Consider the following 18627-nt stretch of genomic DNA (forward strand, 5'->3'; position numbering starts at 1 on the left):
GTGATCCATCATCTGGATGAGCAGGTCTCATACCCCGGCGCGGCGCCCGGCAGATAACTGCCGGGCGCACTCATTTCCGGCCTCCCTGCCCTGTACGGCCCTGACCTGGCCGTTTTTCCCGCAACCCGCTCCATGACGCCCCAGGGGCCTTTGGAATGCCTGACTCCGCTTGTGTCGGGCCCCTCGAGGACACGGAATCCTGTCGCACTGACCTTGCCGAATGGGTGGCCAGGAAGCGCGGGAGGGGTGATCATGAGAGTCCAGAGCGCACTTCCTTGAGGAGGCACGGGTGGCCGAGACTCTGAAGAAGGGCAGCCGGGTGACCGGCGCCGCGCGCGACAAGCTCGCGGCAGACCTGAAGAAGAAGTACGACTCCGGTGCGAGCATCCGGGCGCTGGCCGAGGAAACGGGCCGCTCCTACGGATTCGTCCACCGGATGCTCAGTGAGTCCGGAGTCACGCTGCGGGGACGCGGCGGAGCGACTCGTGGGAAGAAGGCCGCTTCGGCCTGACAGCGGTCAGGCGTCGGCCCAGGCCGGCTCCGAGGCCTCACCGGAACACGGGTGGCCACCCGGCCGGCCGCGAGGTCGTCCGGGTGGTTACTGTTCAGTTACTTGCCAGTAAGTGCTGACAGCACCCGATCCGGAGGCGCTCCATGACCTCGCTCGACCCTGTGCTCGACAAGGACGGCGTACGGCTCACCGTCGAAGACGCGGTTGCCACGGTGACGCTCACCAACCCGGCCAAGCGCAACGCTCAGTCTCCCGCTCTGTGGCGGGCGTTGACAGAGGCCGGACGAGCGCTCCCCGGCAGCGTGCGGGTCGTCGTGCTGCGCGGCGAGGGCAAGTCCTTCTCCGCCGGCCTCGACCGGCAGGCCTTCGCACCCGAGGGCTTCGACGGCGAGCCGTCCTTCCTCGACATGGCGCGCGGCTCGGAGGACGAGCTCGACGCGACCATCGCCGAGTACCAGGAGGCGTTCACCTGGTGGCGCCGCAACGACATCGTGTCGATCGCGGCCGTCCAGGGGCACGCGATCGGTGCCGGCTTCCAGCTCGCCCTCGCCTGCGACCTGCGGATCGTCGCGGAGGACGTGCAGTTCGCCATGCGCGAGACCAGTCTCGGTCTCGTTCCCGACCTGACGGGCACCCACCCCCTGGTGAACCTGGTGGGGTACGCCCGCGCGCTCGAGATCTGCGCCACCGGCCGCTTCGTACACGCCGAGGAGGCCGAGCGCACCGGTCTCGCCAACCTCGTGGTCGCCGCCGACCAGCTCGACGCGGCAGCCCGCGATCTGGCCGCCGCACTGCTCGCCGCCCCGCGCGACGCGGTCGTCGAGACCAAGGCCCTGCTGAGCGGTGCCCTCTCGCGTACGTACGAGGAGCAGCGCATCGCCGAGCGGGCCGCCCAGGGCCGTCGTCTGCGTGACCTCGCAGGCGTCGCCGACTGACGGCCGCGCTCGCGCCGCGCACTGCCCCTCGCCGGACGGCGTGGGGCAGTGTCAGCCGCGGTCCATGACGGCCGTGATCAGCACAGCGACCGTCGGGCGGCCCTCCGCGGCCTCGGCCACGGCCCCGCGCACCGCCCGCGCCACATCGAGCGCCCGGTGGTCCTGGGCCGTCGCCAGTTCGACCCGGACGTGACCCTCCGTGTGCTGCACCGCACTGCCCAGCACCCGCGTCAGGGCGACGACACCGGGTACCCCGGCCGCCGCGGTGCCGGCGGCCCCTTCGGGTTCCACCGCGCGGATGGCGACGGGCACCTCCGCGACGGGGCGGGGCTCCTCCTCCAGCAGCTCCGTCACCCGGAGGTCCACGGCGTCGACCACCAGGCCGAGCCGTTGGGCCGCCGCCGTCAGCAGGGCCGCGCGCAACGCGTCCGCGGTGACGGTCAGGGGCCGCCGTGCCGTCGCGGAGAAACCGGCCTCGATCCGCAGCGGTCCGGGCGGCAGCGCGCTGGGAGGGCCGGGCACCACCGGGTCCTGGGCGTGCTCCTCGTCGGCAGGGGCGATCCTGAGGGTTCCCACCACGGCTCCCGACCCGGCGACGGCCTCGCGCAGCACCGCCGCCGCCGCACTCTCCGCGATCCAGGAACCGTCGGCGGGGTCGCCCAGAGGGAGCAGTCTGCCCAGGCCGAGCCTTTGGCGTACGGCAGCGGTCCATCCGTCGGCCCGGTGCGGGCTGTCAGCCGTTGTCATTGCTCCACCCTGCCCCATCCGCGGGGCGGAACGGGGCAAGCGCACTTACTGTGGGTCACGGAAGTTCACTCCGCCCCGAAGGGAAGTGCGGCGATGACCGAGAGCCCGCAGCGGAACCGGCCCGACAGCTCCAGCGGCGTGTCCGGCGGGGACGACGGCAGACAGAGTCAGTTGAGCAAGCGCGGCGGGGGAGCCCCCGCGACCCGTGGCCGCACGACCATCGCCGACGGCGTGGTCGAGAAGATCGCCGGAATGGCGGCACGGGACGTCATCGGGGTCCACGCGATGGGCAGCGGCATCTCCCGGACGTTCGGCGCCGTACGCGACCGTGTTCCCGGCGGCAACAAGTCCGTGTCCCGCGGCGTCAAGGCGGAGGTCGGCGAATCACAGGCCGCTCTCGACCTGGAGATCGTCGTCGACTACGGCGTGGCGATCAGCGAGGTGGCACGCGACGTGCGCGAGAACGTCATCGCGGCGGTCGAGCGCATGACCGGCCTGGAAGTCGTCGAGGTCAACATCGCCGTGAGCGACGTGAAACTGCCCGACGAGGAGGACGACGAGGACGAGTCCGAGTCCCGCGTCCAGTAGACCTTCCACGCTGGCAGTTGAGGAGCACACGATGAGCATGGCTGTGGTCGGCCTCATGGCCGGCATGGCGCTCGGTTTCGCCGGATACTTCGGCGGATTCGGGGCCTTTCTGCTGGTGGCCGCGCTGGGTGCGGTCGGCTTCGTCGCCGGCCGCCTCCTGGACGGCGACCTGGAGCCCGGCGACTTCTTCCGGAGTCGCGAGCGCGGCGACCGGCGACGGTGACGGGAGTGACAGGCCAGGTCGAAGCGGCCGGGCGAGGGCAGACCCGGATCGCCGACCGGGTCGTCGCGAAGATCGCCGCGCAGGCGGCGAAGGAGGCCGTCGACGAGCGGCCCCCGGACGCCGCCGCACCGCGCGCCACCGTCACCGTCCACCGTGACACCGCGCGCGTGCGCGTCAGCCTCGACCTCGGCTACCCGAGCGACATCGGCCGTCAGTGCGGGGCGGTGCGTCGTCATGTGGCGGAGCGGGTGAAAGCACTGGCGGGGATGGAGGTGCCCGAAGTGGCGGTGCGGGTCGAACGGCTGCATCCGTCGGGAGCGGGCACCGTACCGGAGGGGAGCATCCGATGAGCGAGCCTCACGGCCCGGAGGACGGTACGCGGCGCCTGCCCGCCGTAGAACCGGCGCCATCCGGTGGTGTGCTCGAGATGGACCGGTCCGCGTCCGGCTCGACCGACGAACGGGCCCCCGTAAGGCATTCGGGCGGCCACGCGGGCCGGTTCTGGTCCGGGCGCAGGATCCCCGCGGCACTGGTCGCCCTGATCGTCCTCGGCGGTGCCGGGCTTCTGCTCTACGACATCGCGGCGGTACGGGCCGACCACCCGGCCATGCAGTGGCGGCGCTCCGCCGCCGAGGACCTGGCGAGCCGTCACCTCGACGACGTATGGGTCCTCGCGGGATCCGCTCTGGCGGCCGCGCTCGGTCTCTGGTTGCTCGTCCTCGCCCTCACCCCCGGCCTGCGAGCCCTGCTCCCCATGAGCCGCCGGCACGCGGGTGTGAAGGCCGGACTCGACCAGAACGCCGCCGGCTTCGTCCTGCGCGACCGGGCCGTGGAGGTGTCCGGAGTGCAGTCCGTACGGGTGAGGACGAGCCGGCGGAAGGCGACCGTGCGGGCCGTCTCGCACTTCCGCGCACTCGACGACGTCAGGGCCGACCTGGACACCGTCCTGGGCCGGGCCGTCAGCGAACTCGGCCTGGCACGGCCGCCCGGCCTCTCCGTGCACGTACGCCGCCCGGCGAAGAAGGGGTGATTCCGTGATCAAGACCGTCAACCGGGTCCTGCTCGGCCTGGCAGGGCTGATCCTCCTCGTCCTCGGCGGCGCCGTCCTCGCGGCGGGTCTCGGCCTGTCCGTACCCTCCTGGTGGCCCTTCGGCGGCAAGGACGACGTGCTGCTCAGCACCGCCGACCGGACCAGATGGCGGGACGAGGGCTGGTGGTGGCCCACCGTCATCGCGGTGCTCGCCGTCCTGGTGGTCCTCGCGCTGTGGTGGCTCCTCGCCCAGGTGCGCCGCGGGCGCCTCACCGAGGTGCTGGTCGACAGCGGCGACGGCGACAGCGCTCTGCTGCGGGGCAGGGCCCTGGAAGGCGCGCTCGCTGACGAGGCGGGTTCCCTCGACGGGGTCTCCGACGCCAAGGCCACGCTGACCGGCAGACGTACCGCCCCGCGGGCCCGGATCCGGCTGCTGATGGAACCGCACGCGGCCCCGAGCGTGGCGCTGCGTGGACTCTCCGAAGGGGCACTGACTCACGCGCGGACCTCGGCGGGGCTGGACGAGCTGCCCGCCGAGGTCCGTCTGAAGGCGGTCAAGCACCGCGCGGGCCGGGTGAGCTGACGGCCCGACGTCGGCGGGCCGTCAGAACCCGTGCCGGGCGCCGCCGTCGACGGGCACCATGATGCCCGTCAGATAGGAGGCGGCCGGCGAGAGCAGGAAGGCCGCGGTCCTCCCGAATTCCGCCGGGGTGCCGTAGCGGCGCAGCGGGATGCGCGCCTCGTTGGCCGTACGGGACGCCTCGGCGTCGCCGGACAGGGCGTCCAGCTCGCGCACCCGGTCCGTGTCGATCCGGGCCGGCAGCACCCCGACGACCCGGATGCCCCGCGGGCCCAGCTCGTCGGCGAGGGACTTGGCGAAGCCGGCGAGCCCCGGGCGCAGCCCGTTGGAGATCGTCAGACCGGCGATCGGCTCGTGCACCGACCCGGACAGGACGAAGCCGATGACACCGCCCTCGCCGAGGGTCTCGGCCGCCGTACGGGCCAGGCGCACGGCACCGAGGAAGACCGACTCGAAGGCCGACTGCCACTGGTCGTCCGTGTTGTCGGCCAGGAAGCCCGGCGCGGGGCCGCCGACGCTGATGAGGATGCCGTCCAGTCGGCCGAAGTGTTCCCTCGCGGTGTCCACCAGCCGCCGGGCGGCCAGCGGGTCGGCGTTGTCCGCGGCGAGCCCGACCGCGTCGGGGCCCAGCTCGGCGGCGGCCTCGGCGGCACTCTTCTCGTCCCGGCCGGAGATGATCACCTTCGCGCCGTCGGCGGCGAGCGCTTGCGCGGTGGCGTTGCCCAGCCCGCGGGTCGCACCGGTGACGATGTAGACACGGTCCTTCAGTCCAAGATCCATGGCCCTATCCTGCCAAGTCCTCGCGGGCGAGGTCGACCGCGCTGTTCACCAGCCCGATGTGGCTGAACGCCTGCGGGTAGTTGCCGAGCTGGCGACCGGCCACCGGGTCGTACTCCTCGGCCAGCAGCCCCACGTCGTTGCGCAGATCCAGCAGCCGGTCGAACAGAACCTCCGCCTCGTCCCTCCGGCCCGTCCGCAGCAGGGCGTCGACCAGCCAGAACGAGCACGCGAGGAACGCCCCCTCGTCGCCGGGGAGACCGTCCACCGACACGCCCTCGGTGCTGTAGCGGCGGATCAGACCGTCGTGGGCGAGCCCGTCGCGCACCGCGTCGACCGTCCCGATCACCCGGGGATCGTCCGGCGGCAGGAAGCCGGTGCGCACGATGAGCAGCGTCGAGGCGTCCAGCTCCTGTGATCCGTAGTACTGGGTGAAGGTGTTGCGCACGGGGTCGTAGCCCTTCTCGCAGACCTCCGCGTGCACGGCGTCCCGCATCGCCCGCCACCGGTCGGCGTCACCCGGCAGCTCCGGGTTCTCCTCCAGGCTGCGCACCGCACGGTCGGCCGCGACCCAGGCCATCACCTTGGAGTGCACGAAGTGCCGGCGCTGGCCGCGGACCTCCCACAGGCCCTCGTCCGGCTCGCGCCAGGAGGATTCCAGGAAACCGAGCAGGCTGAGCTGCAGTTTCCAGGCGTGCGGCTTGTCGTCGAGCCCGGCGTCGCGGGCCAGCCTGAGCGAGTCGATGACCTCGCCGTACACGTCCAGCTGCTGTTGCCGCACCGCCGCGTTGCCCGTGCGGACCGGCAACGAATTCTCGTAGCCCTTCAGCCACGGCAGCTCCGTCTCGGGGAGTCTGCGCTCACCGGCGAGCCCGTACATGATCTGGAGGTCGGCGGGGTCGCCGGCCACGGCCCGCAGCAGCCAGTCCCGCCACGCGGCCGCCTCCTCGACGTACCCGGCCGAGACCATGGCGGCCAGAGTGAGCGTGGAGTCCCGCAACCAGCAGTAGCGGTAGTCCCAGTTCCGCACGCCCCCGATCTCCTCCGGCAGCGAGGTCGTGAGGGCCGCCACGATGCCGCCCGTGGGGGCGTAGGTGAGTGCCTTCAAGGTGATCAGGGAGCGGAGCACCGCCTCCCGGTGCCTGCCACGGTAGGTGCACCGAGCCGACCACTTCGCCCAGTCGGCGAGGGTGTGCCTGAGGGACTTGTGCGGGTCGATCAGCTTCGGGCGCGGGGAGTGCGAGGGGTGCCAGGTGAGGACGAACGCCACGGACTCGCCCTCGGAGACCGTGAAGGAGGAGCACGTGCTGAACTGCTGGCCCCATGTCTTCACCGGCGGCTCGCTGCGCAACCAGACGGAGTCCGGGCCCGCGACGGCCACCCGGTGACCGTGCGAGCGCCGCATCCACGGGACCACGGAGCCGAAGTCGAACCGCAGCCGCAGGACGGAGCTCATGTCGACGCTGCCGCTGACGCCCTCGACGATCCGCATGACGTCGGGGGCCTTGTCGCGCTGCGGCATGAAGTCGATGACCTTCACGGTCCCGGTCCTGGTCTCCCAGAAGGTCTCCAGGACCAGGGAGTCGTCGACGTAGGCGCGCCGGGTGCAGGTCTCCGTGCTGTCCGTTCCCTGGGGAGCGATGCGCCAGTGGCCGTTCTCCTCGTCACCGAGCAGAGCCGCGAAGCAGGCGCCCGAGTCGAAGCGGGGCAGACACAGCCAGTCGACAGAACCGTTCCTGCCGACCAGGGCGGCCGTCTGGAGATCGCCGATGACGGCGTAGTCCTCGATAGGTGGGGTCACGCTGTGGCGTCTTCCCGAACATGGGCGCCGCTAAGCAGCTCGGCCGGTGCGAACCGACCGGTGTGACGTACTCAGGCGGTGGCCGGCTCCGGCTGCGCCGTGGTCTCGCCGTCCTTGGCCGCCTCTTCGCGGTCGCGCTTCTCACGGCGTACGAGAATGACCCAGCCGACCGGGACCCCGGCGGCGAAGAGCCACCACTGGACGGCGTACGCCATGTGGGGGCCGATGGAGCCGTCGTCGGGTGCGGCGATCGTCTCGGGGCTGCCGTCCGCGGGTTCGGGGGCGGTCAGCTCGAGGTATCCGCCCAGCACCGGACGCTCGAGCAGCTGCGACTGCTGGGAGCTGTTGATCAGCATCACCTGGCGGTCCGGCAGCCCCTCCAGGTCCTTGATGCCGCTGGCGCTCGTCGTCTCGTCCGCCTTGAGCCGGCCCGTGACGGTGATCTCACCGCTCGGCGGCGCGGGGACCTCGGGGAAGGACTGCTGGTCGGCTGCGGCCGGGACCCAGCCGCGGTTGACCAGGACGGTGCCACCGCCCTTGAGGTCCAGGGGCGTCAGGACCAGTACGCCGATGCGCTCGTCCTGCGAGGTACGGCGGCGTACGACCACCTCGTGCTCCGTGTCGAACGTCCCGGTGGCCGTCACGGCACGCCAGTAGTCGGAGCGGGGGACCGTGTGCCCGGGAGAGGTGAGGCGGGTGACGGGAACCGGGTCCGCCTCGAGGTTCCGTGTGATCAGCGCGTTCTGCTCGACCCGGTGTTCGTGCCGGTGGAACTGCCAGAAACCCAGCTCCACCATCGTGGGAATCATGGCGAGGACGAGGAGGGTGAGAATCACCCACTGCCGGGTCAACAGGAAGCGGTACACCCCATGACCGTACAACTCGGGTCATGGGGTGCGGCACGGAGGGTCCCCCGTGCGGACGGGAGACCCCGTCATACTTTGTCCACGATGCCCGCCCTTCCTTCGGCGCGGGCGCAGTGGCCGCCGCAGTACCAGTGGCCGTCGACCTCGACGCCCTGGCCGATGACCTGGACCCGGCAATGCTCACAGATGGGCGCCATGCGGTGAATGGCGCACGAGAAGCAGTCGAAGACATGGATCGCGCCCTGCGCGTGCACCTCGAAGGACATCCCGTAGTCGTTTCCGCAAACCTCACAACGTGCCATGCGCCACAGGGTGGGACGCCGGGTGGCGGCGGGCGAGCGGGTGCGGGGCGAGTCGCCCCCGGTTCACTCCGATGACGGCGACGGTCTCGGCACGGCGACCGTCCTGGCCGGTGCCACATCCCTCAGCAGATGGGTGAAGGCGCTCTCCTCCAGGACCGGGGTGCCGAACGACTTCGCCTTCACCGTCTTGGACGTCGCCGAGTCCGGGTCGTTGGTGACGAGCAGGCTCGTCAGCCGCGACACGCTGGTCGCCACGTGCAGGCCGGCCTCCACGGCGCGGTCCTCCAGCAGTTCCCGCTCGATCGAGGTGTCCCCGGAGAAGGCCACCCGCATGCCCTGCATGAGAGGTTTGTCCGACTCGTAGCGTCCGGGGTTGGGGTACGGGCACGCGGGCCGCTTGCGTGAGGGGCGCCAGCTGCCCTGTCCCTGCGACGGCCGGTAACCGGCGCGCGGGGTGACCGGGGAGTCGTACCACTCCGTCAGCGGACGGCACTCCAGCAGCGGAAGACGCACACCACCCCGGGCCGCCGCGTGCAGGCTCGGACGGAACGCCTCGGCCAGCACCCTGGCGTCGTCGAGCGCGTGGTGCGCGCGCTGCTGCACCACACCGAAGTGCGCGGCCAGCGACTCCAGCTTGTGGTTGGGCAGGGGGAGACGGAGCTCCTTGGACAGCGCGATGGTGCACAGCCGCTGCTCGACGGGGGCGGTGACCGCCGCGCGTGCGTACTCCCGGGCGATCATCGACCAGTCGAACGCGGCGTTGTGGGCGACGAGCACCCGTCCGGCGAGCCGCTCGGACAACTGCGCGGCGATCTCCGGAAAGAGGGGCGCGCCCTCCAGGACCTCGCTGGTGAGCCCGTGGATCCAGACGGGGCCGGGGTCCCGCTCGGGGTTCACCAGGGTGTACCAGTGGTCCTCGACCTCGCCTCTCGCGTCCAGGCGGTACACGGCAGCGGACACTATCCGATCGTCGCGGGCGAGTCCGGTGGTCTCCACGTCGACGACCGCGTACCCCTGGGGATACGCGGCCGGCCACGGCGCTGCGGTCTGACGGTCGTCGAGCATGGTCACAGAGAATACGGGCCGGGACCGACAGCGACCTATCCGGGCGGTCCCGCCCGTGAACCCGTCGGCACGGGTGAGCAGTTGTCCCCGGGCGCGGCAACCGCGGGTCGGGATGCGTCCGGGGAGGGGTCGATGAGACGCTCCCCGGGTGACGGACCCCCAGGCGCAGACGCACGACGAACCTCACCGGAACGGGCTCGGCACCCGGCTCAACTGGCTGCGGGCCGCGGTGCTGGGCGCCAACGACGGGGTGGTCTCCACCGCCGGTCTCGTCGTCGGAGTGGCCGGTGCCACCGGGGACCGCTCCGCCCTGCTGACGGCCGGCCTGGCCGGCCTGCTCGCGGGCTCCCTGTCGATGGCGGCGGGCGAGTACGTGTCGGTGTCCACCCAGCGCGATGCGGAGAGGGCCGCGCTGGCGACGGAGAAGCGCGAGCTCGAGGAGACCCCCGAAGCCGAGCTCGCCGAGCTGACCGGACTGCTGGAGGAGAAAGGGCTGAGCCACCACCTCGCCCGGGAGGCCGCCGTCCAGCTCACCCGACGGGACGCACTGCGCGCCCACGCCGAGGTCGAGCTGGGTATCGACCCGGACGAGCTGACCAACCCGTGGCACGCGGCCGGCGCCAGCTTCCTGGCCTTCACGGTGGGCGCGCTGCTGCCCCTGCTGGCGATCGTGCTGCCGCCGTCCTCGGCGAGGCTACTCGTCACCGTGCTGTCCGTGCTCGCCGTGCTGGCCCTCACGGGGTGGTGGAGCGCACGCCTGGGCGGGGCGCCGGCGGGGCGGGCGGTCCTGCGGAACGTGGCCGGGGGAGCGGTGGCGATGACGGTCACCTACGGGGTGGGGACGCTGCTGGGGGCGGCGGGGGTGTGAGGGCGGACCCCTGCGTGTCCGACAGGAGGCGCGCGGGCGGGCTCGGATCACGGAAACCTGGGCGCATGCTGAGAACCACCTCGATGAGCGAGCGCGCCGAGGCAACTTCCGTACGTGACACGCGTGATCCTCCCCCTCGACGACGCGCCTGCCGGAAATCCCACGGCGGGGCAGTTGGCGGAACCCACCAAACGCTCATGACGCCATGTCTCACATACTTGTGGGTAACAACGTCTATGCCCGGCACCTCGGGCGGCTCTACGGTGCTCGCATGGAGCCGAACCTGCCCGATGTCGTGCTGTGGTCGATCCCGGCCTTCGTCCTGCTCACCGTCCTCGAAATGGTGTCGTACCGCCTCCACCCGGACGACGAGGCCGCCGGGTACGACGCCAAGGACGCCGCCACCAGCGTCACCATGGGGCTGGGCAGCCTGGCCTTCGACCTGCTGTGGAAGATACCGGTCGTGGCGATCTACGCGGCCCTGTACGAACTGACCCCGCTGCGCGTCCCCGTCCTGTGGTGGACGGTCCTGCTGATGCTGCTCGCCCAGGACTTCTTCTACTACTGGTCACACCGTGGCCACCACGTCATCCGGATCCTCTGGGCCTGCCACGTGGTCCACCACTCCAGCCGGAAGTTCAACCTGACCACGGCCCTCCGTCAGCCCTGGACCTCGCTCACCTCCTGGCCGTTCCACCTCCCGATGATCGCCCTGGGCGTGCACCCGGCCGCGCTCGCCTTCTGTTCCTCGGCGAACCTGGTCTACCAGTTCTGGGTGCACACCGAACGGGTCGGCAAGCTGCCCCGGCCCTTCGAGTACGTCCTCAACACGCCCTCCCACCACCGGGTGCACCACGCCTCCCAGGGCGGCTACCTCGACCGCAACTTCGGCGGGATCCTCATCGTCTGGGACCGGCTCTTCGGCTCCTTCACCGCCGAGACCGAACGGCCCGTGTTCGGCCTCACCAAGAACATCGCCACCCACAACCCGTTCCGCGTCGCCACCCACGAGTACGCGGCCATCGCCCGTGACGTACGGGCGGCCACGACCTGGGGCGAGCGGGCCGGACGGATCTTCCGCGGGCCGGGCTGGCAACCGGCCCGCACGACCGGCGCGACCGCCCAGCCGCACACCGCCGCCGAGCGCACCGCATGACGGTCCGCGCCGGTGCGCCCCGACTCGTACGCCCGCTGCTCGTCGCTTTCTTTGCCGTGGCCGCCGTGGACCTGGCCGGGCTGCTGGCCGGGGTGCAGACCGCCCACCTGGTGGCCAAGCCGCTGCTGATGCCCCTGCTCGCCGCCTGCGCGGCGGCGCGCGGCGGCCCCCGCCTGCTCGTCGCCGCGCTGCTGTGCGGCTGGGCCGGGGACGTGCTGCTGATGCCCGACTCGGAAGCCGCCTTCCTTGCCGGGATGGGCTGCTTCGCGGTGGGTCACGTCTGCTATCTCCTGCTCTTCGGCCGCGCCGGGCTCCGGCCGGCCGCAGGCCTCGCGTACGCCGCCGCGCTCGTGGCCTTCCTGGCGTTCCTGTGGCCCGGTCTGCCGGGCGACCTGCGGATCCCGCTGACCGGTTACGGCCTGCTGCTCACGGTCATGGCCTGGCGCGCGGGCGCCCTCGGCCGGTACGCGGCGCTCGGCGGCGCGCTCTTCCTGCTCTCCGACGGCCTCATCGCCACCGGCATCGCGGACCGGCCGCAGCTCCCCGCCCACGATTTCTGGATCATGCTGACCTACCTGGCGGCGCAGTACCTGCTCACCCGGGGAGCGCTGAGCGGAACGGCGGATTCCACCGGCGCCGCCCCCGGGGCGTACCGTGAAAGGGGTATCAGAATCTGAGACGAACGAGGATCACCCCGCATGCGCGCCACCGTCATCCACGCCCCTCACGACATCCGTGTCGAGGAGGTGCCCGACCCCGTGATCCAGCAGCCCACCGACGTGGTGCTGCGGGTCCTGCGGGCCTGCGTCTGCGGCAGTGACCTCTGGGCCTACCGGGGGGAGTCGGCCCGGCAGCCCGGGCAGCGGATCGGCCACGAATTCCTCGGCGTCGTCGAGGAGGCGGGCTCCGGGGTCAGGGGCTTCGCCGTCGGCGACCTCGTCGTCGCCCCCTTCGTCTGGTCCGACGGCACCTGCACGTACTGCGCCGAAGGACTCCCCACCTCCTGCCCCCAGGGCGGCTTCTGGGGATCGGCCGGTTCCGACGGCGGTCAGGGCGAGGCCGTCCGCGTCCCGTTCGCCGACGGCACCCTGGTCAGGCTCCCGGCCGCGGCCGCGTCCGACGACCGGCTCCTCACCGCGCTCCTGGCACTCTCCGATGTCCTGGGCACCGGGCACCACGCCGCGCTCGGCGCGGGCGTGAAGCCGGGCAGCACCGTCGCGGTCGTCGGCGACGGCGCGGTCGGCCTGTGCGGTGTCATGGCGGCCAAGCGGCTCGGCGCCGAACGGATCATCGCGCTGGGCCGCCACCGGGCCCGTACCGACATCGCGCGCGCCTTCGGAGCCACGGACGTCGTGGCCGAGCGCGGCGAGGCGGCGCTCGCGGCCGTACGGGAACTGACGCGGGGCGAGGGCACCCACGGGGTGATCGAGGCGGTGGGCACCGAGCAGTCGATGCGTACGGCCATCGGCATCGTCCGCGACGGCGGTTCCATCGGCTATGTCGGAGTCCCGCACGGCAGCGGCACCGGGGTCGACCTCGGCGACATGTTCGACCGCAACATCGCGCTGCGGGGCGGCGTCGCCCCCGTACGTACGTACATCCCGGAGCTGCTCCCCGACGTGCTGGACGGCACGGTCGACCCGTCGCCGGTCTTCGACCTGTCGGTCGGGCTGGACGGGGTGCCGGGCGGCTACAAGGCGATGGACGAGCGCACGGCGCTCAAGGTCCTCATCACGCCGTAGCGGCAGCCGCACACGGGAGGGGCCGGGACGACTGTCCCGGCCCCTCCCGCACGTCCTACTTGCGGACCGCGTCCAGCGCGTCCACGACACCGGCTCCGTAGAAGCCGTTGTACTGCTTGCCGCCCTCGCAGACCGCGTCGACGGTGCCGTCACCGTCGATGTCGTACGGCGCGCCGCACGCGGTGGCGTCGGCCTGGTGCGTCAGCAGCGCCTTCACCCCGGCCGCCGAGGCGCGCGGGTGGGTCGACTTGATCAGGGCCGCGACACCCGCGACGTGCGGGGACGCCATCGACGTACCGGCCTTGTAGCCGAATCCGCCGCCGGGCAGCGTGGACAGGATCAGACCGTTGTCCGCCGGCGCCTCGGGCGCCTGGTAGCGCGTCGAGTCACCGCCCGGGGCGGCGACGTCGACGACCCCGAGGCCGTAGTTCGAGTACGAGGACTTGAGGTTCTTCGCACCGGTCGCGGAGACCGTCACGACACCCGGCAGCATGGTCGGGATGTCAGGGCAGGCGCTCGGGTCGACCGTACGCGTGACCGTCGTCGTGTCGTTGGGGCTCGTCGTGTCCTCGATGGCGTCGAGCGCCAGGTCGTGGTCGGAGTTGCCGGCCGCGGCGACGTTGACGACGCCCTTGCCCTCCGCGTAGCGGGTGGCGCGGGTGATCGCATCGACCAGGGCGCCCTGGTCCGGGTCGTTCTTGCAGTTGAACAGCCACGGGTCGGTGTAATAGCTGTTGTTGGTCACATCGACGCCGTGCTCGGCGGCCCAGACGAAGCCGCAGACGACGGCCTCGGCGTAGAAGAATCCGGCCGGCGTGGACACCTTGATGCCGGAGACCTTCACTCCCGGCGCGACGCCGGTGACGCCGGTGCCGTTCTTCGCGGCGGCTATGGTGCCCGCGACGTGCGTGCCGTGGTCGCTCTCACCGGCCGCGGGCCGCCAGGCGCCGTCCGTGGTGTCCGGGGCGCCGGACACGCAGCTCACCGAGGCCTCACGGTCGAAGTTCGGGGCCAGGTCCGGGTGCGTGTCGTCCACACCCGTGTCGATGACGGCGACCGTGACCTTGCTGCTGCCGAGCGACTTCTCGTGCGCCTTGTCCGCCTTGATGGCGGGCAGGTCCCACTGCAGGGGCTCCAGCGCGTCCTGGCCCGCCACCGCGTCCGCGGATGCCGCCCGCGCCTGTGCGGCGGTCAGGGGCTGCTCGACCCCGATGTCCTTCGTCGCCTGCGGAACGATCGGGTTGGTGCGTGTGGCGCCGGCCGACTGGACGCCCTTGGCCTTGCGGATCGTCGCGCCGAAGTCCGGGTTCTTCGAGTGGACGACGATGACGCCTATCTTGTCGTACGACGTCACGACGGTTCCGCCGGCCGCTGATATCGCCTTCCGCACCTGCTTGACAGTGCCGTGACCCGCCCGCGTGTTCACGACGTACGACAACTGGGGGCCGTCCGTGCGAACCGCCGCCGTCGGCTCGTCCGCGGGTGCCGCGGCCGCGGTCCCCGTCGGGAGGAAGCCGAGCGAGGCCGTGAGCGCGAGTCCGACGGGCAGCGTGAGTACGCGAGTCCGCCTGGATGCCAGATGAGCCATGGGTTCTCCACATCATCCGTGCCGGTGGAGCCGGACACAGGCGTGTCCGGTCCGGTACATGACCAGTGAAGTTATCGCTGATCATCCCGGTGTATCAACGGAAATGGGTAAGTGAGTTCGAGGTGTGACCTCCGCGAGTCGCGTGCGCGGGGCCCGGCCGGAGAAGACCGAACCTGCGGTGAACCGCTGCGTCGTGCTCTCCGTGCCGTTGCACAGGGAGTCGCGCATCCAGCCCTCGCCACCCGGCAACGCAGAGGACCTCCCGTGAAACCCACCCTTCCCACCACCGCACCCGCGTCGCGAGGAGAATCCGTGGCCACCGAAGCACCGCCGCCCCAGACCCCTGAGGACAACAGTCCCGTCCAGCCCACGACAGAGGCGTTCCTCGAGGCGCAGAACAGTGCGGAGTTCGCCGAACTGCGCCGCTCCCACCGCTCCTTCGCCTTTCCGCTGACCGTCGGCTTCATCGCCTGGTACCTGCTGTACGTGCTGCTGTCCAGCTATGCCGACGACTTCATGAGCACGATCGTCTTCGCGAACTTCAACGTCGCCTTCGTGTTCGGCATCGCGCAGTTCGTCACCACGTTCCTCATCGCCTGGTTCTACTCACGCCACGCCACGAACAAGCTCGACCCGCAGGCGGCGGCCATCAAGTCCCGTCTGGAGGCCGACGCATGAGCGCCGGGTACGCATCGCACACCGTGATCCAGCTCGCCGCGTCGTCGACGACCGAACACCGGCCGCTGATCATCAGCCTCTTCGCGGTCTTCGTCGCGGCGACCCTGGGCATCACCGTCTGGGCAGGCCGGCAGACCAAGAGCGCGTCGGACTTCTACGCGGGCGGGCGGCAGTTCACCGCCTTCCAGAACGGCCTCGCCGTCTCCGGCGACTACATGTCGGCGGCGTCCTTCCTCGGAATCGCCGGTGCCATCGCCCTCTTCGGCTACGACGGCTTCCTCTACTCCATCGGCTTCCTCGTCGCCTGGCTCGTCGCCCTGCTGCTCGTCGCCGAACCGCTGCGCAACTCGGGCCGCTACACCATGGGCGACGTCCTCGCCTACCGGATGCGGCAGAGGCCCGTACGCACCGCGGCGGGCGTCTCCACCATCGTCGTGTCGATCTTCTACCTGCTGGCCCAGATGGCGGGAGCGGGCGTCCTCGTCTCACTGCTGCTCGGCATCACCAGCGACGCGGGCAAGATCCTCATCGTGGCACTGGTCGGTGTCCTGATGATCGTCTACGTCACCATCGGCGGGATGAAGGGCACCACCTGGGTGCAGATGGTCAAGGCCGTGCTCCTCATCGCGGGCGCACTGCTGATGACGGTCATGGTGCTCTGGAAGTTCGACTTCAACGTCTCCGACCTCCTGGGCACCGCGGCCGAGAAGAGCGGCCACGGCGCCGCCTTCCTGGAGCCCGGCCTCAAGTACGGCGTCACCGACATCTCGAAGCTCGACTTCATCTCCCTCGGCATCGCCCTCGTCCTGGGCACCGCCGGCCTGCCCCACATCCTGATCCGCTTCTACACCGTGCCGACCGCCAAGGCCGCCCGTAAGTCGGTCAACTGGGCCATCGGCATCATCGGTGCCTTCTACCTGATGACGATCGCCCTCGGCTTCGGCGCCGCGGCCCTGATCGGCCCGGAGGAGATCAAGGCCAAGAACCCGGCGGGCAACGCGGCGGCACCACAGCTCGCCGAGTACCTCGGCGGGGTGGGCACCACGGGCGGCGCCATCATGCTCGCCGTCATCTCGGCCGTCGCCTTCGCCACGATCCTCGCCGTCGTCGCGGGTCTCACCCTCGCGTCCTCGTCCTCCTTCGCCCATGACATCTACGCCAACGTCATCCGCAAGGGCAAGGCGACGGAGAAGGAGGAGATGCGCGCCGCGAGGTGGGCCACCGTGGCCATCGGCGTCGTCTCCATCGCGCTCGGCGCCATGGCCCGTGACCTGAACGTCGCGGGACTCGTGGCCCTGGCCTTCGCCGTCGCCGCGTCGGCCAACCTGCCGACCATCCTCTACAGCCTCTTCTGGAAGCGCTTCACCACCCAGGGCGCCCTCTGGTCCATCTACGGCGGTCTCGCCTCGTCCGTCTTCCTGGTGCTGTTCTCCCCGGTCGTCTCCGGGAAGGCCAGCTCGATGTTCCCGGACGTCGACTTCGCCTGGTTCCCCCTCGAGAACCCCGGCCTCGTCTCCATCCCGCTGGGCTTCCTGCTCGGCTGGGTCGGCTCGGTCCTCTCCAAGGAGGAGCCGGACAAGGGCAAGTACGCCGAACTCGAGGTCAAGTCCCTCACCGGCACCGGAGCCCACTGACCCGCCTGCGGCACCTCGCGCACCTCCACGGGGCCCCGTCGTAGAGACCTACGACGGGGCCCCGTCGCGCCTCGTGCCAACCGAGCCCCCTCGATGTCACAGGTCTCGCGTACTCTCGGAGACCTCAGACCGCGAACGAGGACATCACCGGGGGAGGAGGCCCACAGTGCTCATCGACACCTACGGCCGGGTCGCCACGGACCTGCGTGTTTCGCTGACCGACAAGTGCAATCTCCGCTGCACCTACTGCATGCCCGAAGAAGGCCTGCAGTGGCTCTCCAAGACCGAGCTGCTCAGCGACGACGAGATCGTCCGGCTCGTCCGTGTCGCCGTGACCGCACTCGGTATCACGGAGGTCCGCTTCACCGGTGGCGAGCCGCTGTTGCGTCCCGGCCTCGTCTCCGTCGTGGAGCAGTGCGCCGCCCTGGAGCCCCGCCCCAGGCTGTCGCTCACCACCAACGGCATCGGGCTCAAGCGCACCGCCGCCGCCCTGAAGGCGGCGGGCCTGGACCGGGTCAACGTATCCCTGGACACCCTGCGGCCCGACGTCTTCAAGACGCTCACCCGCCGCGACCGGCACGAAGACGTCCTGGAAGGACTCCAGGCCGCCCGCGAAGCGGGGCTCACCCCGGTCAAGGTCAACTCCGTCCTCATGCCCGGACTCAACGACGACGAGGCCCCCGACCTGCTCGCCTGGGCCGTGGAGAACGCCTACGAGCTCCGCTTCATCGAGCAGATGCCGCTCGACGCACAGCACGGCTGGAAGCGCGACGGCATGATCACGGCAGGGGACATCCTCGCCTCGTTGCGCACCCGCTTCACCCTCACCGCGGAAGGGGACGAGGAGCGCGGCTCCGCCCCCGCGGAGCGCTGGGCCGTCGACGGCGGCCCGCATCGCGTCGGAGTGATCGCCTCCGTGACCAGGCCCTTCTGCGGGGCCTGCGACCGCACCCGGCTCACCGCCGACGGCCAGGTCCGCACCTGTCTCTTCGCCCGTGAGGAGACGGACCTGCGCGGCGCCCTGCGCTCCGGCGCGCCGGACGAGGAGATCGCCAGGATCTGGAAGCTCGCGATGTGGGGCAAGAAGGCGGGCTCCGGACTCGACGACCCCACCTTCCTCCAGCCCGACCGTCCGATGTCAGCGATCGGTGGCTGAGGACTCCCACTCCGCCAGCGTCACGACGTCCTTGAGGAAGCCGCGCACGCCGAGGAACGAGGACAGGTGCTCCCGGTGCTCGTCGCAGGCCAGCCAGGTCTTGCGACGCTCCGGTGTGTGCAGTTTCGGATTGTTCCAGGCGAGCACCCATACGGCATCGGCACGGCAGCCCTTGGCGGAACAGACCGGTGCGCCGGTGGAGCTCTCGGCGGAAGTGGCGGGGAGGTTCACGGCCTCAACCCTAAGCGCTCACGTCCGGGACCCTTGCGGCGCATCCCCGCCGGAGAACGGCGACGCCGGGCAGCCACGGGGGGAGCTGCCCGGCGTCGGTCCGTCACTCCGACGGGGGATGCGGAGCGCTCACGAAGTATGTCACGGGG

Annotated in this window: 22 protein-coding genes; 14 read left to right on the plus strand and 8 right to left on the minus strand. The window is 71.1% G+C overall.

All coding sequences use genetic code 11. The features are described 5' to 3' along the window. Nucleotides 1-289: 289 nt before the first annotated feature. Both ACFYSH_RS31675 and ACFYSH_RS31680 read left to right on the plus strand, forming a co-directional pair. Nucleotides 290-511 carry a helix-turn-helix domain-containing protein gene (locus ACFYSH_RS31675; RefSeq protein ID WP_006123601.1) on the plus strand — a complete coding sequence of 74 codons (222 nt, stop codon included), beginning with the start codon at nucleotides 290-292 and terminating at the stop codon, nucleotides 509-511. 143 nt (nucleotides 512-654) lie between these two features. Continuing rightward, nucleotides 655-1446, plus strand: a complete 792-nt coding sequence (locus ACFYSH_RS31680) for an enoyl-CoA hydratase/isomerase family protein (RefSeq protein WP_359476233.1) — start codon at nucleotides 655-657, stop codon at nucleotides 1444-1446. A gap of 51 nt (nucleotides 1447-1497) precedes the next feature. Here ACFYSH_RS31680 and ACFYSH_RS31685 read toward each other — a convergent pair whose 3' ends face one another. Beyond that, a complete protein-coding gene (locus ACFYSH_RS31685; protein ID WP_359476236.1) occupies nucleotides 1498-2193 on the minus strand; it encodes a hypothetical protein in 696 nt (231 codons plus the stop codon). Nucleotides 2194-2286: 93 nt separating this feature from the next. Between ACFYSH_RS31685 and ACFYSH_RS31690 the strand changes: the two genes are divergently transcribed. The 5 genes from ACFYSH_RS31690 to amaP are packed head-to-tail and all read left to right on the plus strand — an operon-like array spanning nucleotide 2287 to nucleotide 4617. After that, nucleotides 2287-2781: an Asp23/Gls24 family envelope stress response protein gene (locus tag ACFYSH_RS31690; protein ID WP_359476239.1), complete on the plus strand. Its 495-nt coding sequence runs from the start codon at nucleotides 2287-2289 to the stop codon at nucleotides 2779-2781. Nucleotides 2782-2812: 31 nt separating this feature from the next. Further along, nucleotides 2813-3004 (plus strand): hypothetical protein, encoded by a 192-nt coding sequence (locus ACFYSH_RS31695; RefSeq protein WP_359476242.1) that lies wholly within the window; start codon nucleotides 2813-2815, stop codon nucleotides 3002-3004. Then, on the plus strand, nucleotides 3001-3354 hold the full coding sequence (locus ACFYSH_RS31700; RefSeq protein ID WP_359476245.1) for a hypothetical protein: 354 nt from the start codon (nucleotides 3001-3003) through the stop codon (nucleotides 3352-3354). Before ACFYSH_RS31695 ends, ACFYSH_RS31700 begins: the two co-directional genes overlap by 4 nt. Further along, nucleotides 3351-4034: a DUF6286 domain-containing protein gene (locus tag ACFYSH_RS31705; RefSeq protein WP_388757017.1), complete on the plus strand. Its 684-nt coding sequence runs from the start codon at nucleotides 3351-3353 to the stop codon at nucleotides 4032-4034. Before ACFYSH_RS31700 ends, ACFYSH_RS31705 begins: the two co-directional genes overlap by 4 nt. Before the next feature lie 4 nt (nucleotides 4035-4038). Then, complete coding sequence (gene amaP, locus ACFYSH_RS31710; protein ID WP_388757019.1) at nucleotides 4039-4617, plus strand: alkaline shock response membrane anchor protein AmaP; 579 nt, start codon at nucleotides 4039-4041, stop codon at nucleotides 4615-4617. A gap of 21 nt (nucleotides 4618-4638) precedes the next feature. Here the strand turns inward: amaP and ACFYSH_RS31715 are convergent, their stop codons facing one another. The 5 genes from ACFYSH_RS31715 to ACFYSH_RS31735 all read right to left on the minus strand — a co-directional run bounded on the left by ACFYSH_RS31715 (nucleotide 4639) and on the right by ACFYSH_RS31735 (nucleotide 9431). Continuing rightward, a complete protein-coding gene (locus ACFYSH_RS31715; protein WP_359476254.1) occupies nucleotides 4639-5394 on the minus strand; it encodes an SDR family oxidoreductase in 756 nt (251 codons plus the stop codon). 4 nt (nucleotides 5395-5398) lie between these two features. After that, entirely contained in the window at nucleotides 5399-7192 is a 1794-nt protein-coding gene (locus ACFYSH_RS31720) for a glycoside hydrolase family 15 protein (protein WP_359476257.1), read from the minus strand. Between the two features lie 71 nt (nucleotides 7193-7263). Beyond that, nucleotides 7264-8058, minus strand: coding sequence for an SURF1 family protein (locus tag ACFYSH_RS31725; protein ID WP_388757023.1), 795 nt, complete (start codon nucleotides 8056-8058; stop codon nucleotides 7264-7266). A 68-nt stretch (nucleotides 8059-8126) separates the two neighbouring features. Then, nucleotides 8127-8360, minus strand: coding sequence for a hypothetical protein (locus tag ACFYSH_RS31730; protein WP_359476263.1), 234 nt, complete (start codon nucleotides 8358-8360; stop codon nucleotides 8127-8129). A gap of 63 nt (nucleotides 8361-8423) precedes the next feature. Further along, nucleotides 8424-9431, minus strand: a complete 1008-nt coding sequence (locus ACFYSH_RS31735) for a DEDDh family exonuclease (protein WP_388757026.1) — start codon at nucleotides 9429-9431, stop codon at nucleotides 8424-8426. Nucleotides 9432-9573: 142 nt separating this feature from the next. Here ACFYSH_RS31735 and ACFYSH_RS31740 point away from each other — a divergent pair, with 142 nt between their 5' ends. From ACFYSH_RS31740 to ACFYSH_RS31755, 4 genes are all read left to right on the plus strand, one after another. After that, a complete protein-coding gene (locus ACFYSH_RS31740) occupies nucleotides 9574-10293 on the plus strand; it encodes a VIT family protein (RefSeq protein WP_388757029.1) in 720 nt (239 codons plus the stop codon). A gap of 271 nt (nucleotides 10294-10564) precedes the next feature. Continuing rightward, complete coding sequence (locus ACFYSH_RS31745; protein WP_359476272.1) at nucleotides 10565-11449, plus strand: sterol desaturase family protein; 885 nt, start codon at nucleotides 10565-10567, stop codon at nucleotides 11447-11449. After that, on the plus strand, nucleotides 11446-12126 hold the full coding sequence (locus ACFYSH_RS31750; RefSeq protein ID WP_388757032.1) for a lysoplasmalogenase: 681 nt from the start codon (nucleotides 11446-11448) through the stop codon (nucleotides 12124-12126). Before ACFYSH_RS31745 ends, ACFYSH_RS31750 begins: the two co-directional genes overlap by 4 nt. Nucleotides 12127-12147: 21 nt before the next feature. Beyond that, on the plus strand, nucleotides 12148-13191 hold the full coding sequence (locus tag ACFYSH_RS31755; RefSeq protein WP_359476277.1) for a zinc-dependent alcohol dehydrogenase family protein: 1044 nt from the start codon (nucleotides 12148-12150) through the stop codon (nucleotides 13189-13191). A gap of 55 nt (nucleotides 13192-13246) precedes the next feature. On the opposite strand, the gene ACFYSH_RS31760 is transcribed toward ACFYSH_RS31755, so the two are convergent. Then, nucleotides 13247-14779, minus strand: a complete 1533-nt coding sequence (locus tag ACFYSH_RS31760; protein ID WP_359476280.1) for a S8 family serine peptidase — start codon at nucleotides 14777-14779, stop codon at nucleotides 13247-13249. A 312-nt stretch (nucleotides 14780-15091) separates the two neighbouring features. Between ACFYSH_RS31760 and ACFYSH_RS31765 the strand changes: the two genes are divergently transcribed. The 3 genes from ACFYSH_RS31765 to moaA all read left to right on the plus strand — a co-directional run bounded on the left by ACFYSH_RS31765 (nucleotide 15092) and on the right by moaA (nucleotide 18247). Next, nucleotides 15092-15457, plus strand: coding sequence for a DUF485 domain-containing protein (locus tag ACFYSH_RS31765; protein ID WP_359476283.1), 366 nt, complete (start codon nucleotides 15092-15094; stop codon nucleotides 15455-15457). Then, nucleotides 15454-17091 carry a cation acetate symporter gene (locus ACFYSH_RS31770; protein ID WP_359476286.1) on the plus strand — a complete coding sequence of 546 codons (1638 nt, stop codon included), beginning with the start codon at nucleotides 15454-15456 and terminating at the stop codon, nucleotides 17089-17091. The genes ACFYSH_RS31765 and ACFYSH_RS31770 overlap by 4 nt, the downstream gene beginning before the upstream one ends. 166 nt (nucleotides 17092-17257) lie before the next feature. Continuing rightward, nucleotides 17258-18247 carry a GTP 3',8-cyclase MoaA gene (gene moaA / locus ACFYSH_RS31775; protein WP_359476289.1) on the plus strand — a complete coding sequence of 330 codons (990 nt, stop codon included), beginning with the start codon at nucleotides 17258-17260 and terminating at the stop codon, nucleotides 18245-18247. Here moaA and ACFYSH_RS31780 read toward each other — a convergent pair. After that, on the minus strand, nucleotides 18230-18478 hold the full coding sequence (locus tag ACFYSH_RS31780; protein WP_359476292.1) for a hypothetical protein: 249 nt from the start codon (nucleotides 18476-18478) through the stop codon (nucleotides 18230-18232). The genes moaA and ACFYSH_RS31780 overlap by 18 nt on opposite strands. Between the last annotated feature and the right edge of the window lie 149 nt (nucleotides 18479-18627).

Origin of the sequence: Streptomyces sp. NPDC005791, assembly GCF_042871485.1 — a bacterium.
Classification (GTDB): domain Bacteria; phylum Actinomycetota; class Actinomycetes; order Streptomycetales; family Streptomycetaceae; genus Streptomyces.